This is a genomic window from Anaerovorax odorimutans (genome assembly GCF_024459955.1).
Lineage (GTDB): Bacteria > Bacillota > Clostridia > Peptostreptococcales > Anaerovoracaceae > Hominibacterium > Hominibacterium odorimutans_A.
The window spans coordinates 1-14,791 of the sequence record NZ_JANFXK010000006.1; the positions used below are offsets into that span (position 1 = coordinate 1).

Genomic DNA, 14,791 nt, shown 5'->3' on the forward strand with positions numbered 1-14,791 from the left:
GCCATAATCAATCCCCTTAAAAATGATTAGTATCGTTGATAACTATATATTATCCTTACACCCAACAGCCCATTGATTTCAAACCTTAATAATAAATAAACAAACCCTCATTCTCACAAAAATAAAGACAACCGCATCCCCAACCCAAACCCCAAAATTATCACAACACTGTGATTACTTCCCAATTGCAGTGTTTTTTCTATGCCTGTATAATAAGTAAGTAGCAATGTAAAACGCATTTGCCCCCTTTTGACAAGCAGTTTTGTCAGGATGTAAAGCGCGTTTGATAGATTATTTAACTTCCAAATGAGATAATGCTGTTTGAAAGGAGGACAGATTTGAATATAGGAGAACAGATCAATCGCTTGCGCAAGCAAAGCGGACTAAGTCAAGATGAGTTTGCGAATTTATTAAAAGTTTCCAGACAAACGGTTTCCAATTGGGAGAACGAAAAAAGCTATCCCGACTTGGAGATGGTTGTAAAAATCAGTGAGCATTTTCAAATTTCAATTGATGAATTATTGAAACAAGATGGCTCCTTTGTTAAAAAGATTGATTCGGAAAAAAAGAAGAACCATAAACTTTTAGTGTTGATAATTCTTTTAATTGTAATTTTTGGAGCGGTTGTTTTGGGGATATACTTGAAAGTTCAGGCCGACGCTTCCGTAAATCTTACCATGTCAAACGATAAAACGTATCAAACGAGTGAACCTGCGCTGAATGTTGCCGAGGGATACTTCACTGTACCCAAGAGCGACCACTTGGACATAGTGCTAAAGGCTGAAACGGATGATGGCGAATTGCATGTTTTCATTACGGATAAGAAGAAACAAATTTATTATCAGCTTGACGGTCAGACTTTAAAGGACAAACAGACCTTGTATTTTGAAAAGGGCTCTTATAGTATTCAAATCGTTGCTGATGAATATACAGAAAATGTGATAAGCCTTGGCTATCATCTTGAAATCAAAAACTAGAAAATCATCAGCTGTCAAACAATGAAAAAATATTTTACAGGGAGTACGTTAAAGCTATTAGCAGTTGTATCCATGCTGATCGACCACGCAGGACAAATTGTTTTAAAAAATGGGATCATATTAAACGCCCCTTATTCCGCCTTTACGGATAAAGCGTTTTCCATGCTGCTATCACTATTGGATGTATGTCATATCATCGGGCGCCTGGCTTTCCCCATCTTCTGCTTTTTATTGGTGGAAGGGTTTCTGCACACGCACAATTTGAAAAAATATATGCTGAATCTGGGGATATTTGCAATCGTTTCTGAGCCTGTCTATGACTTGGCTTTTCGAGGGCAGTTCATCAGCAGTGAGGCACAAAATGTTCTGTTCACATTGTTGCTGGGGTTAGTCATATTGGCAGCGATAAAAAAATTAAACAATAACATTCCGGCTGCTTGTATTCTCACGGCCGCAGGCGCTTTCCTGGCCTATAAGTGTATGCTGGACGGCAGTTATTATGGGGTTTTGCTAATGGTTGCTTTTTACTTACTTCGTGATAAACCTTTCATAAAATATATAACGGCAGCCTTGATTATGTATGGCTGCGGATTGGATTTTACCATAAAAGGAATGCTTAACCCTTACTTTTTAACTGCTTTATGCGCACTAATACCGATTAGCTTGTACAATGGGAAACGTGGAATCAGGATGAAATACTTCTTTTATATTTTTTATCCCGCCCATTTACTGATTTTGTTTATAATAACATCACAGATTATCATTCCATTACTGTAACAGATTTGCTTTTTTGTATCCCGGTGCGGTAGAAAACAGAGGTGACTTATGGAAACTATACTAATTATAGAAGACGACAGAGAATTGAATCAGGGGCTGGCTTACGCCCTGGAAAAGGAAGGATACGGCATATTGTCCGCCTTTTCCATGGAAGAGGCCAAAGAAATCTGCGGCAGAGAAAAGGCTGACCTGATTCTGCTGGACGTGAACCTGCCAGACGGTGAAGGATTTGAATTTTGCCAGTGGATCAAGGAGCGGCAGGAAGTGCCGGTTATCTTTCTCACGGCCAGGGACCTGGAGGAAGACGCGCTGCAAGGTTATGAGCTGGGTGCGGACGATTACATCACCAAGCCTTTTTCCGTCCACATTCTCCTGAAAAAAATAAGCGTAATCCTCAAACGCTCTGTAAGCGTGCAGAGGGCTGTTTTTGACGATGGGTTTCTGAAACTTGATTTTGACCGGGCATCGGCGCAAGTGGCAGGAGAAGACTGTCCGATCACGCCTACGGAATTCCGCATGCTGCGGCTTTTTACCGAGCACGCCGGGCAGCTGCTGACTTACTCCCAGCTGCTGGAACGCCTCTGGGACTGCGGCGGGCAGTTTGTGGATAAGCACGCGCTGGCCGTCAACGTAAACCGGCTGAGAAAAAAGATCGAAAAGGACGGACATAAATATATTTCAAACGTATATGGGATGGGGTATCAATGGTTGGATTAATCATCACAACAATTTGCCTGGCGGCAGCGGCAACGGTTTTTTATCTGAAAATGAAGCGCATGGAACGGGACATCTATCAGTTTTCCGATCGTCTGGAAGAATGTCTGGATGAATTGATTTCCGGCAAAGAGCTGGAGAATACCGACAAACCCAGGGATGCGCTGTGGGATAAAATCTATGAAAAGCTGCTGCGGGTGAGTCACATAAACAGGAAGCGGAGCGAGGAAAACCGCAGGGAAAAGGAGCAGATGAAAGAACTGATTTCCGACATTTCCCACCAGACCAAAACGCCTATTGCCAATCTGAGGCTGTATCTGGAAATTGCGGAAAATGAGGATACAGGCGAAGAAAAGCGGAGAGAGCTGATGCAAAAGATGGCCGGCCAGACGGAAAAGCTGGATTTTCTGTTTCAGAGCATGGTGAAAATGTCCCGTCTGGAAACGGGGATCATTGAAATTCGCCAGCAGCCGGCCTGTCTTTACGAGACTCTGGCGTCTGCGGTGGCATTCATCGTACCTGCGGCGGAGAAAAAGGAAATTCGGCTGTACGTGGACTGCGGCGAAGATGTTCAGGTGAACCACGATAAAAAATGGACCGAAGAAGCGCTGTTCAACATCCTGGATAACGCGGTCAAATACACCCCGGATGGCGGAACCATCCATGTGCGGGTATCTGTTCGAGAGTTTTTTACGGAAATTTGCGTAGAAGATACGGGCAAAGGCATTGCTCCCGAACGGCAAGGGTCTATTTTCAAACGCTTTTACCGGGAGCCAGAGGTCCACGATCAGGAAGGCATCGGAGTGGGACTCTATTTGGCGAGGGAAATCATCACCCTACAGAAAGGCTATATAGAAGTTCAGTCGGAGCTGGGAAAGGGCTCTGCCTTTCGCGTCTTTCTTCCAAACGAGTAGAGTTTTGCGGACGATAGTCACAGTTTCGTGAAACTTTTAGGCTGTGAGCGGTTTGTGATTTTTATGAGCTATGCTTGTGGTATCGAAGAAAGGAGAACCAGAACATGGACACATGGATTGTAAAGACCCAGGCATTGAAAAAATATTACAAACTGGGCGTTAATACGGTAAAAGCCCTGGACGGAGTGGATTTTTCGGTCCGGGAAGGGGAATTTGTAGCGATTATAGGGAAATCAGGCAGCGGTAAGAGTACGCTGCTCCACATGATCGGCGGGCTGGATACGCCAACGGATGGAGAAGTTTTCGTGGACGGCAGGCAGCTTTCCAAAATGAATAAGGAACAGCTGGCGGTTTTTCGGAGGAGGAAAGTGGGTTTTGTGTTTCAGAGCTATAATCTGGTCCCGGATCTGAATGTATATGAAAACGTAGTGCTACCCATTGAACTGGACGGAGCGCGCATTGACCATAAATTTGTCGATGGACTTCTGCGGCTGCTAAAACTGGAAGAAAAGCGGGAAGCGCTTCCCAGCACCCTGTCGGGAGGACAGCAACAGCGAGTGGCCATTGCCAGAGCCATAGCCGCAAAGCCGGCGATCATTCTGGCGGACGAGCCGACGGGGAATCTGGATACCGCCACCAGCCACGATGTGTTGGGGCTGCTGCAAGTGGTGGCGAAAAAATTCCGCCAGACGATTGTGCTGATTACTCACGATCAGGATATCGCTCAGCTGGCGGACCGGATCGTACGCATTGAAGACGGACGGATTGTGAAGGAGCGTGACAGCCATGCTTGCCAATAACAACCGCAAGGTCATTACCAGAATGGCGAAACGCTCGCTCGTCAGCAATAAGCGCAAAAACCTGATGATGGTGATCGCCGTTTTACTGGCTTCCTTTATGCTTTTCAGCGTCCTGACCGTTGGGGGAACATTTTTCAAAATGCAGCGGCAGCAGGATATCCGCCTTTCGGGGGCGGATTTTGACGCATATATTTATGGCGGATTTACAGAAGAACAAAAGAGAGTGTGTGATAAAAATACGAAGATTGAGACTGTGTGCGTTGAAGGTATGGCGGGCTGGGCGGAAAAGAGTGAGTTAGACGATACACTGCACACGATATTTATATGGGCCGATGATACGCGATGGAATAAAATGATGGCGCCGGCGGTAAAGCAGGTGAAAGGCCGTTACCCGCAAAAAGACGATGAGGTGATGGCGACAAAGAAGGCTCTGGAGGACTGCGGACTTGAGCATCTTAATATCGGTGATTCTTTTAAACTGACTTACACGGATAACCTGGGCAGCCATACGAAACGGTTCACTCTATCGGGAATTCGGGATGGATACGGAGATCAGGAGGTTTTTTATGTGTCTCAATCCTTTTTCCAGCAGTCCGGATTTAAGTTTACCGATTCCGGCAGGAGCTTTTTATATCTCAAATTCAAATCCTTTCTGGTGACCGGGAAAACACAAAAGGAACTGGAATCCAGCCTCAATTTGAGTAAAAAGCAGCATTTGATTTTCACCTCGGACGCAGCCTGGTCCATGCAGCTTCTGGCGGGTATGGCGGGTCTGATTCTGATAACCTGTCTCAGCGCGTATCTGCTGATCTACAATATCTTATACCTGTCCATTTCAGGAAACATCCGCTATTACGGCCTGCTTCAGACCGTCGGTATGTCGGGCAGGCAGATCCGCCGACTGATAAAAAAGCAGATGCTCTTTGTGGGAGCGGCAGGAATCGGCAGCGGCTTGATTTTAGGGGCGGCGGCTTCGTTTGTTATCATACCGGCTGTGGTCAAAACTCTGGGCATCCGGCAGACGCAGATCAGCGTTTTCTTCCACCCGGCGATTCTGCTGGCGGTCATTTTCTTAGCGGCAGTGACCATTTATCTGGGAAGCAGGAAACCGGTTCGAATCGCAACGGAAATTTCTCCGGTGGAAGCAATGGGCTACCGCAGTCAGGCGGGGGCAAAGAGATCCCACAAAACCGGAAGAGGCCGGCTGATCCGAAGGTTGGCGCAGGAGCAGCTGACCAGGGACAAAAAGAAAACTTTGGTCGTGGTATTGTCTCTTACCGCTACGCTGTCGGTGTTTTTGTGCCTGGCTACCCTGATTGCCAGCCAGGGACCGAGAACCATTGTTTCCGGCTATATGGACACCGATATGGTGATAAAAAATGATACCATGTGGAAGGAGGACCAGAGTCAGTGGAAGCAGCTCTTTGACCGGGATTTTTTCTCCCGGCTTTCGGAGGAAGAGGAAATTAGAGAGTTTCACCCCATGTTTACCGCCAGAATCGTTGTCCCCTGGAAGCAGGGCTTCGTCGATTCCTGGATGGAGAAGATGTATGAAATGTGGATGAATGAAACTTATGATGAAGTGAAAGAGGATTATAAAAAACACCCGGAAAAATATTATTCCAATATGATCGGAATCGATCAGGGAGAATTCGAATATCTGAACAGTACCCTCAAAACCCCGGTGAATAAAAAGGATTTTCTTGCGGGCAAAGCCTGTATCCTTTATGGAAGCGATCTGGAGTTTGATGAGAAGACGCTGAAAAAGCAGGAATTGACCTGCGCTTTGAAGGAGCGGCCGGATAAGCCATACTCCCTTGAAATCGCAGGTGCGACAGATGATACTTACTACGCCCTTCCGGGGGTCACGCCTACGATCATTGTCAGCGAGGCCTTTATGAAAACGATTATTGAGGAGCCGTATATCTTAAAACTGGCGGTGCATTATCAGGAGGAATACGATGAGACGGCGGAGTCAGAAGTAATGGCGGCAATGGAGGCCAGCCCCTATGCCAAAGATTTTTCTTACGACTCCAAGCTTGAGGAAATGAAGGCTACGGAAAAGGCCCAGAACAATATGATGGGAATCGGCATTGGAATCACCGTGCTGCTGGCACTGATCGGCATTATGAACTACATCAATACGGTTTCGGGAAATATCCAAAACCGGAAGGTGGAGCTGGCGATCATGGAAAGTGTGGGAATGACCGATCGGCAGATCAGGAAAATGCTGGTGGCGGAAGGTCTGCTTTATGCGGCGGTCTCCCTGCTGCTGACCGGAACCATTGGCCTTGGCGTAACCTATCTGATCTATCAGAGTATGAACTATATGGATATTGCTTTTGCTGTTCCGGCACTTCCGGTTCTGGCTATGGTTTTGGTTGTGACTGCGATTTGTGTGATCGTTCCGCTGCTGGCTTACCGGCTGCTGGTTGGGAAGAAAGCGGTTGTGGAACGAATACGCGGGGTGGAATAGCCGGGTATCCGAATTGGCCTGAAAAGCAGGATTAGGAGCATGTTCGGGACGCGGGAAAATAGACTTGGATATCAATAAAATATCATCTGGGCTGCCAGGTGATATTTTATTGCCTTGGAGGCGCAACAGAGATACGGATGAGGGGATCGGGAAGGGAAAAGTGGCGGAATATCAATGGGGCGCATTATATTTCGCCAGTTTGATAGTTTTACGAAAATTTTACAGCGTTTTTTTCTGAAAGTGTCAATTGGCCTTTAAGTGATTGTATATATTGATACTTTCCCTTATTTTCCAATGGAAATTCAGGCAAAACTATCGTTTTTTCGATTTTCACGGAGTCTGTTTTGTATTTGAGCTTTTTATAGGGTCTTGGACAATCCCGATCAATTATGATTGACACCGGAATGTGTAATATGGTAAAATATTACATGTAAATAAATTACATAAATGTGCGTATAGTTGCAGGCAGTGCTCGCAGTGACTGGGCTTTTGCGTATGGGCGATTAAGGGCAACGGGCAGATAGCTATCCCCGTATTACCTGATAGAAAGGAATGGGATGTTAAATATAACCGAAGTGTTTGGAGAAGCTGCTGAATATGACAAAAAGCAGGCAGTGGAGATGAAGAAACCAAAAAGCTGGCTGAAAAGCATCAGTGCATTTGCCAATGGCAGCGGAGGTGTCCTGATTTTTTACGGATTATTCATTTTCTAAGTTGAGGGAGCGGTTTAAGGAATGGAATGCCGATAGTATGTCAGAGAAGAGTTTTGAGTCTTTTGGGATAACGGATGCAGATGGTAGACTGACAAATGCAGGGGCTTTGCTTGCCGACAAATCACCCGTCAGATGTTCGCGATTGTTTTGCACCAGATGGAACGGTTTGGATAAAAGCGGCGGGCAAGTAGATGCTTTGGATAGTGCGGAATATAGTGGGAGTCTAATTGTCCTTTTAAAGCTTCAAAAAATAAAGCCGTCCAAAATAAAGCTTCAAAAAGAGAATAATTTCTTCAGGAGAGAAAAGTGTTAATTGACGTGATAAAACAAATGCCCAACATTACACAAGCAGGAATTCAAAGTGAAATGGGAATCTCCCGCACCTGTGTTCAGCGAATGATGAAAGAACTTCAAGCGGAAGGTATGATTGAACGTGTTGGATCAAAGAAAACAGGCTATTGGAAAGTTAATGAAGGAAAAGATTAAATTAAAAGGGGGAACTTATGGCACAAACCGCGAAACGAAATTACAAGGATGGTCTCTTTCGAGTCCTGTTCAACGACAAAGAAAAACTCATCGAACTCTATAACGCCGTCTCCGGCAGCAACTATCCCAAAGAAACGCCGGTCGAAATCATTACGCTGGAAGACTCCATATTCGGCGGTCTGAAAAACGACCTGGCCTTTGTCATAAACAATCGGCTGATCATATTGATCGAGCACCAGTCCACCATCAACCCCAACATGCCTCTGCGAATGCTGTGCTACATAGCCAAGGAATACGAACGCCTGCTCTTTTCCCGCGGCATCTACAGCAGACGTCCAGTTCCCATTCCAACCCCGGAGCTGTACGTCTTTTACAACGGAACGGAGGATTTGCCCCTGGAACAGGAACTGAAACTTTCCGATTCATTCGTCGAGAAATGTGGTAAAATAGCCTTAGAAGCGGTGGTGAGGGTGATCAACGTGAACTACGAAAAAGGCGCGAAGCTTTTGCAGAGATGCGAGACGTTGCGGGAGTACAGTCAGTTCATGCACGATATCCGTGTCCGGTACAAAAAAAGCGGAGATTTGACCGCCGCGATCCGTGAAAGCGTAAAGTACTGCATGGACCATAACGTCCTGCGGGATTTTCTGAAAAGGAACGGTGGTGATATGGTGAGTTTTTTATTCGAGGAGCTGAGCAGAGAAGAGTGTGAGGCCATTCGGGAAGAGGATGGCTATGAGCGTGGCAAAGCAGAAGGCATTGAAAAAGGAGTAAAGCAAGGATTGGAAAAGGGCGAAATGCTCAAACTGATCACACTGGTTCAGAGAAAGGCAAGCAAGGGGCAGTCCGCAGAAAAGATCGCAGAAGATCTGTTGGAGGAGCCGGAAATGATCAGGAAGATTTTCAAGGCTGCCACAGAACATCCCACTTGGAATGAAACGCAGATTTGCGAACATATTGAGGAAGTAGGAAAATAAAATTAGCTTGCAATAAAATATCACCTGAGTTGCCAGGTGATATTTTATTGTCTTCAAGCCGCATCAGCGATGTGAATCAGCGGACTGGAATCTTGGTTACATCGGATCTTAGCTACCCAATATCAATAGTTGTAGGGAAGTGACGGGATTTTGATAATTTCAGAGGGGTTCGGGTAGATAGAAACGGCTGAATATCAATGAGGAGCAGTCTCTTTCGCTAATTTGATACTTTTACGAAGGTCTTACAAAGTTTTTTCCTAAAAGTATCAATTATCCTTTAAGGAATCGGATGCTTTGATATTTGCCCTCATTCCCCGATGGAAATCCAGGCGGGACTATCGTTTTTTCGCTTTCCCCGGAATCTGTTTGATATTTATTGATTTCGGGCGGGGACGGACGCAGGCTGCCGGACTGCCGGCCGTAAAAATTTTGCATGAGGACTATCTTTTTCGTGAGCCGATTCGTTATACTTGTTAGAATGGGAAAAACGTTTTGATCATTACAAATGGAAAGGAGGGGCTAGTGGACGCGGATTTTCTTTTAATACGAAAAATGAAGCAGGGTGACGAGGATGCCATCGACATTTTTGTACGCGGCTACTACCCGGATATTCTGAACTATTGCAGTCATCACTGCAAAGACAGGGAGTGGGCGGAAGATCTGACGCAGGAAACCTTTGTGCGCTTCTTTCAGCATCTTGACACATACCGGCATTTGGGAAAAGCAAAGAATTATTTATATACCATAGCTGCCAACCTCTGCCGGGATCATTACAAAAAGGCGGCGGAGATACCGATGGATCAGCTGCCTGAACCGGAAGTGAACCAGAGTCAGGAGGTTCAGAACAAGCTGTTTGTAGAATGGGCTCTTGGCAGGCTTCCCACTGAATTAAGGGAAGTGGTGATCCTATACTATTTTCACGATATGAAGCTAAAAGATATCGCGGGCATCCTGCAGATCGGCCTCCCTCTGGTAAAATACCGGATAAAGAGGGCGAAAGCGCAGTTGGAAGAATTGTTTCGAGAGGAGGAATCGGTATGAATATTGAAAAGCAATTGAACTTATATAAAGCTGCGGAACAGATTGCGCCCAGAGAAGAGAAAATCGCAGCTGCTGTCAGAAGCTCAAAATCGGCCTTTTATGAAAACGATCAGGGGCGAATGGTATCTTATTGGGAGTTCTTGTGGCAGCAGTCAAAGTTTATTCCTAAAAAATGGTGGGTTCTGCAATTGTTGCTGCTGGCCGGAATCTGGGCGCTGGTTATCTGGAAGGGGGAACCTGGTGATATCCGGGAGGAACTGGGCGTGGCCGCTCCGCTGTTTGTCATCCTGATCATTCCGGAGTTTTGGAAAAACAAAACCTCCTGCTCTCTGGAAGTGGAAGGCGCAGCTTTTTATTCGCTGAGACAGGTGTACGCGGCACGACTGATTTTATTCGCATTTTTGGATGCTCTGTTGATCAGTGTTTTTTTCGGCATTGCTTCGGTTACGTTCAGAGTGACACTTGCTGAACTGATGACGCAGTTCGTACTTCCGATGAGCGTAACCGCCTGCATTTGTTTTCAGACGCTGTGCAGCAGAAAGCATGGGGACGAAACGGTTGCGGTGGTACTGTGTGTGGTTTGGGGCGCAGCGTGGAATTTGATTGTATCCAACGACAATATATACACAGCGGTCGCACCGCCGATCTGGTTAGCACTGCTGGTAGCGGCGGTTTTCTGCCTGTGCAGGATCATACACCGGACTTTGAACACATGCGATAATTATTGGGAGGAACAACAGGCATGGAATTAAAATTAGAGAATTTAACAAAAGAATTTCAGGGGTTTACAGCTGTGGACCACATCAACTATACGATGCGCAATGGTGTATACGGGTTACTGGGAGAAAACGGCGCGGGAAAGACAACCCTGATGCGGATGCTCTGCACCCTCATCAAACCGACCGGCGGAAAAATAACTTGCGACGGAGAAGATGTTTTTTCCATGGACGGGCAGTACCGAAAACTGCTGGGCTATCTGCCCCAGGATTTTGGTTATTATCCGGACTTTACGGCGCGGGACTACTTGCTGTACGTTTCATCGATTAAAGGACTGCGTCCGGCGACGGCGAAAAAACGGGTGGAAGACTTGCTGACGAAAGTGGGCCTTGCGAAAACAGCGGGTAAAAAAATGAAAAAGCTGTCCGGAGGCATGAAAAGGAGGGTGGGAATTGCCCAGGCAATGCTCAACAATCCCAAAATCCTTGTCCTGGACGAACCAACCGCGGGGCTCGATCCCAACGAAAGAATCCGCTTTCGTAATCTGATCAGCGAGCTGTCGGAGGAAAGACTGGTGCTGCTGTCCACCCATATTGTTTCCGATGTGGCCTACATTGCCAATCAGATCCTTTTAATGAAGCGTGGTCGCATTGAACATACGGGGACGGCGGAGCAAATCATTTCCTCCATGCCGGAGAAGGTATGGATTTGCAAAGCGGATAAAAAGCTGGTGCCTGCCCTGCAGAAGCGGTACAAACTGGCCAACGTGAAGACAGGGGCAAGCAACACCGTCGAAGTCCGAATCCTGTCAGCGAAAAGGCCATTTTCAGAGGCCGTACAGGCAGAGGCTTCCTTGGAGGATGTATTCCTATATTATTTTGGAGAAAAATCGGGGGACGAGAATGACCTACTATGAGATCAAGAAAGTATTTGCAAAGACCAGCAGTAAATTGTCGCTGGCAGTGTTGTGTATTGTTTTAATCGTTGTGTGTAATTTTGCTACCGGTGAAGCCCAGTATGTCAATGAGAACGGAGATGGAGAATCGGGAAGAGCGGCAATCGCGAAGCTGCGGGAGCAAAAGCAGCAATGGGAAGGCCCCCTGACGTCGGAAAAGCTGGAGAAAGTGATTCGGCAGCACCGAAAAATAAATGCTTCTCCGGAGGCAAAGTCCGACGATGTGCAGGAGCTTGACAAAGCTTATGCGAAAACCCAGGGCTATGGAGACATCCGGGATCTTCTCTCCTGCGCCTTCGGAGATTTTATTGAGTTTGATTACTATGCCGCGGATTCCCTAAAGCCGAAGGATGCGGAGAAATTTTACGACAGCAGGATTTCCAGCCTGAAGGATTGGCTTGACGGGACAGGGAGCGCCCGGTTTACAGAGGAGGAAAAGGCTTTTCTGGTCAGTCAGTATAAAGAACTGAAAACGCCGCTGGATTATAAATATGCGGATGGCTGGGAGCAAGTGTTTTATTCTTCTCCGATGCTGCTGATCTTTACCATATTTATTATCGGCTTCCTGCTGTCCGGCATTTTTTCCTGTGAAAGCCAGCTGAAGACGGATTCGGTTTTCTATTCATCCTATCATGGGCGTAGGAAGGCGGTGCTGTCCAAATTGAAAGCAGCCCTGCTGATCGCTTCGGTTATTTACTGGGTGATGGTGCTGCTCTATACCGGATTTGTTCTGTGGTTTTTCGGAGCAGGCGGAAGCGACTGCATGGTTCAATCCAACCTTGACGGCTGGAAGATCTTTTACAATATTACAATCGGACAGGAGTATCTGCTGATTGTGCTGGGCGGATATGTGGGCTGCCTGTTCTTCTCCGCGCTGCTGATGCTGATTTCCGCAAAGACCAAATCCCCGGTTCTCGCTGCGGCTGTTCCCTTTATTTTGTTTCTGATACCAACGGTTCTGGATAGTGTGGATAGCGATTTCCTGAAAAAAGTTTTAGGCATTATGCCTCATCAGCTGATGCAGATAAGCCGGACCATCCGCAATCTTGACTTGTACTCCGCAGGGGAAAAGGTGATGGGCTCCATTCCGATTCTATTTGTACTGTATCTGGCGCTGTTCCTGGTGATCGGACTGGTGTTGTATCAAAGCTATCGGCGGGCGGAGGTAAAATAAAGGCCGACTTTGTGTACTGTGTGTTTAAAAAAGTTTTCTCCATATTTGCGTTTCTGTGTTGCTAAAAATAATAATAAGGGGTAGTATTTTATTAAATATAAGAATCCATGGAAGAGAAGAAACAGAAAGGCGTCGGGGGAGCAACATGTTAGAACTGTCAACGATCCGGGAAACGGTTATTCAAGTAGCCAATGCCATTACCGCAGCTATCGGCATTGAATCGGAAATTGTCGATGCGCATCTGAAAATAATCGGCGGAACGGGAAGATATATTAAGAAAATCGGGTCCTATGAGGAAGATGGCAATCTGGATTCCCCATACATTTACAGTGAAATTCTTCGAAGCGGCAGGGAATATGTGTGTATGGACGTAACCGGGGACAAAGCGTATTCTCCGCTGGAGGAGGAATTGGCGGAAATCGCCTGTCCCATACAGGTGGAAGCGCAGGTCATCGGAATTATAGGCCTGGTTGCCTTTACAAAAGAGCAGCAGAGCAAGATGGAAGAAAATCACGAAAGCCTGCTGAATTTTCTGCGGCGCATGTCCGAGCTGATCGCGAGCAAACTCATTGAATCCCAAAGCAGCAGTAAACTGGCAGTGCTTTTGGAATCCATGCCGGAGGGGCTTCTTGCCGTGGACCTTGAAGGGGTGATCTTTGCATGCAATTTCACCAGTGAAACCCTGCTTCGAAAAAAGCGCCAGCAGCTGATGGGGACCAGCATATGCGATCTGTTTTCTTCAAAGGAGCTTCATCCTGGGCTGCTGAAAGAATACAGGGAAAAAGAGCTGATCTATGAGGATGGAAAAAAGAAGCGGAGGCTGATGTTCACCATCGTGCCAATTCCGGAAATCGGAACTATGCTGCTGTTTCAGGACTTTGAGGATGTGGCTGTAAACGCCGGGAATATCGCCAACATACAAAACCAGACAACCTTTGACGATATATTCGGCGTCAGCCGTGAAATGCGGAAAGTGAAAGAAAGGGCGCTTCAAGTGGCGGAAAGCAATTCGACCGTTTTAATCACAGGAGAAAGCGGCACAGGAAAAGAACTGTTCGCGAGGGCAATTCATGCGCAGAGCAGCCGCCGCGAAAACGTATTCATCGCAATTAACTGTGCGGCGATTCCGGACGCTTTGCTGGAAAGCGAATTATTCGGATATGAAAAGGGCGCGTTTACAGGAGCCGATAAAAATGGGCGACCGGGTAAATTTGAGCTGGCGAATCATGGAACCCTGTTTTTAGATGAAATCGGGGACATGCCGCTGCATATGCAGGTCAAACTGCTGCGGGCCCTGCAGAGCCGGGTCATAGAGCGAATTGGAGGCTCCACTCCGCTGGAAATCGACGTGCGGATCGTCGCGGCTACCAATAAGAATCTGGAGGAGATGATTGAACGCAATGAATTCCGGGAAGATCTGTATTTTCGACTGAACGTAATTCCTCTGCACATTCCCCCTCTGCGGGACCGGCCGGAGGACATTGAACCGATGCTCCGAAACTCGCTGAATCGGTTTAACCGCATTATTGGAAAACAAATTACAGGTTTTGATGAGGAGGCAGTGGAGGCTCTGAAGGGCTACCATTGGCCGGGAAATGTCCGGGAACTGGAAAATGCCGTTGAATACGCAGTGAATATGGAACAGGGTCATAAGATTCAATTGAGCAATCTTCCGGACAGAATCCGCAGCAAAAAGAATGAGCGATTGATCGAACCGAAGGCAACCCTGAAGGAACAGACAGAGCGGGCACAAAGACTGATTATAATGGAATGTCTGAAAACCACAGGAATGAGCCGGGAAGGAAAGCAAAGGGCGGCGGCTGTTTTAGGTATCAGCGAATCCTCTTTATATAGAAAAATGAAAGAGCTGGGAATCGAGTCTGATCAGAGCGTACGCTGTTGACTCTATTACTAAATTTAATAACTAATTCTTAAATTTAGTAATGAAATGGGACATCCATCCGTACCCCTTTTGCGCCATATTTTTTTTAAGGTTGAAATTTGTGGGGTTGGAGGGCACAGTGGCGGATTTCGCGGGCGTCTGGCACGGTACTTGCACTATATATGGGT

The 14,791-nt window shown here is 46.6% G+C and carries 14 protein-coding genes; all 14 read left to right on the plus strand.

The features are described 5' to 3' along the window. The first annotated feature begins 338 nt into the window (after positions 1-338). The 14 genes from NE619_RS06540 to NE619_RS06605 all read left to right on the plus strand — a co-directional run bounded on the left by NE619_RS06540 (position 339) and on the right by NE619_RS06605 (position 14,624). Positions 339-977, plus strand: coding sequence for a helix-turn-helix domain-containing protein (locus NE619_RS06540; RefSeq protein ID WP_256131586.1), 639 nt, complete (start codon positions 339-341; stop codon positions 975-977). Positions 978-998: 21 nt separating this feature from the next. After that, positions 999-1,754 carry a TraX family protein gene (locus tag NE619_RS06545; protein ID WP_256131587.1) on the plus strand — a complete coding sequence of 252 codons (756 nt, stop codon included), beginning with the start codon at positions 999-1,001 and terminating at the stop codon, positions 1,752-1,754. Positions 1,755-1,802: 48 nt separating this feature from the next. Next, entirely contained in the window at positions 1,803-2,471 is a 669-nt protein-coding gene (locus NE619_RS06550) for a response regulator transcription factor (protein ID WP_256131588.1), read from the plus strand. After that, the gene (locus NE619_RS06555; protein WP_256131589.1) at positions 2,459-3,382 is read left to right on the plus strand and encodes a sensor histidine kinase; all 924 of its coding nucleotides are present in this window, start codon (positions 2,459-2,461) and stop codon (positions 3,380-3,382) included. The genes NE619_RS06550 and NE619_RS06555 overlap by 13 nt, the downstream gene beginning before the upstream one ends. Positions 3,383-3,486: 104 nt before the next feature. Further along, complete coding sequence (locus tag NE619_RS06560) at positions 3,487-4,182, plus strand: ABC transporter ATP-binding protein (RefSeq protein ID WP_256131590.1); 696 nt, start codon at positions 3,487-3,489, stop codon at positions 4,180-4,182. Then, positions 4,169-6,658 carry an ABC transporter permease gene (locus NE619_RS06565; RefSeq protein ID WP_256131591.1) on the plus strand — a complete coding sequence of 830 codons (2,490 nt, stop codon included), beginning with the start codon at positions 4,169-4,171 and terminating at the stop codon, positions 6,656-6,658. The genes NE619_RS06560 and NE619_RS06565 overlap by 14 nt, the downstream gene beginning before the upstream one ends. Before the next feature lie 557 nt (positions 6,659-7,215). Then, a complete protein-coding gene (locus NE619_RS06570) occupies positions 7,216-7,371 on the plus strand; it encodes a helix-turn-helix domain-containing protein (protein ID WP_256131592.1) in 156 nt (51 codons plus the stop codon). A gap of 306 nt (positions 7,372-7,677) precedes the next feature. Beyond that, positions 7,678-7,857, plus strand: coding sequence for a MarR family transcriptional regulator (locus NE619_RS06575; RefSeq protein ID WP_256131593.1), 180 nt, complete (start codon positions 7,678-7,680; stop codon positions 7,855-7,857). A 17-nt stretch (positions 7,858-7,874) separates the two neighbouring features. Then, on the plus strand, positions 7,875-8,834 hold the full coding sequence (locus NE619_RS06580) for an Rpn family recombination-promoting nuclease/putative transposase (protein ID WP_256131594.1): 960 nt from the start codon (positions 7,875-7,877) through the stop codon (positions 8,832-8,834). Positions 8,835-9,356: 522 nt separating this feature from the next. Further along, positions 9,357-9,875, plus strand: coding sequence for an RNA polymerase sigma factor (locus tag NE619_RS06585; protein WP_256131595.1), 519 nt, complete (start codon positions 9,357-9,359; stop codon positions 9,873-9,875). Further along, a complete protein-coding gene (locus NE619_RS06590; RefSeq protein ID WP_256131596.1) occupies positions 9,872-10,627 on the plus strand; it encodes a hypothetical protein in 756 nt (251 codons plus the stop codon). Before NE619_RS06585 ends, NE619_RS06590 begins: the two co-directional genes overlap by 4 nt. Continuing rightward, positions 10,618-11,508 carry an ABC transporter ATP-binding protein gene (locus NE619_RS06595; RefSeq protein ID WP_256131597.1) on the plus strand — a complete coding sequence of 297 codons (891 nt, stop codon included), beginning with the start codon at positions 10,618-10,620 and terminating at the stop codon, positions 11,506-11,508. Before NE619_RS06590 ends, NE619_RS06595 begins: the two co-directional genes overlap by 10 nt. Further along, a complete protein-coding gene (locus NE619_RS06600; protein WP_256131598.1) occupies positions 11,495-12,721 on the plus strand; it encodes an ABC transporter permease in 1,227 nt (408 codons plus the stop codon). Before NE619_RS06595 ends, NE619_RS06600 begins: the two co-directional genes overlap by 14 nt. Before the next feature lie 145 nt (positions 12,722-12,866). Further along, complete coding sequence (locus NE619_RS06605) at positions 12,867-14,624, plus strand: sigma-54 interaction domain-containing protein (RefSeq protein ID WP_256131599.1); 1,758 nt, start codon at positions 12,867-12,869, stop codon at positions 14,622-14,624. Positions 14,625-14,791 lie beyond the last annotated feature (167 nt).

What these genes read in the sequence shown, in the direction of transcription:
- NE619_RS06545 (WP_256131587.1), top strand. Translation starts at nt 999, where the DNA reads ATGAAAAAATATTTTACAGGGAGTACGTTAAAGCTATTAGCAGTTGTA.
- NE619_RS06550 (WP_256131588.1), top strand. Translation starts at nt 1,803, where the DNA reads ATGGAAACTATACTAATTATAGAAGACGACAGAGAATTGAATCAGGGG.
- NE619_RS06555 (WP_256131589.1), top strand. Translation starts at nt 2,459, where the DNA reads ATGGTTGGATTAATCATCACAACAATTTGCCTGGCGGCAGCGGCAACG.
- NE619_RS06560 (WP_256131590.1), top strand. Translation starts at nt 3,487, where the DNA reads ATGGACACATGGATTGTAAAGACCCAGGCATTGAAAAAATATTACAAA.
- NE619_RS06565 (WP_256131591.1), top strand. Translation starts at nt 4,169, where the DNA reads ATGCTTGCCAATAACAACCGCAAGGTCATTACCAGAATGGCGAAACGC.
- NE619_RS06570 (WP_256131592.1), top strand. Translation starts at nt 7,216, where the DNA reads ATGTTAAATATAACCGAAGTGTTTGGAGAAGCTGCTGAATATGACAAA.
- NE619_RS06580 (WP_256131594.1), top strand. Translation starts at nt 7,875, where the DNA reads ATGGCACAAACCGCGAAACGAAATTACAAGGATGGTCTCTTTCGAGTC.
- NE619_RS06590 (WP_256131596.1), top strand. Translation starts at nt 9,872, where the DNA reads ATGAATATTGAAAAGCAATTGAACTTATATAAAGCTGCGGAACAGATT.
- NE619_RS06595 (WP_256131597.1), top strand. Translation starts at nt 10,618, where the DNA reads ATGGAATTAAAATTAGAGAATTTAACAAAAGAATTTCAGGGGTTTACA.
- NE619_RS06600 (WP_256131598.1), top strand. Translation starts at nt 11,495, where the DNA reads ATGACCTACTATGAGATCAAGAAAGTATTTGCAAAGACCAGCAGTAAA.
- NE619_RS06605 (WP_256131599.1), top strand. Translation starts at nt 12,867, where the DNA reads ATGTTAGAACTGTCAACGATCCGGGAAACGGTTATTCAAGTAGCCAAT.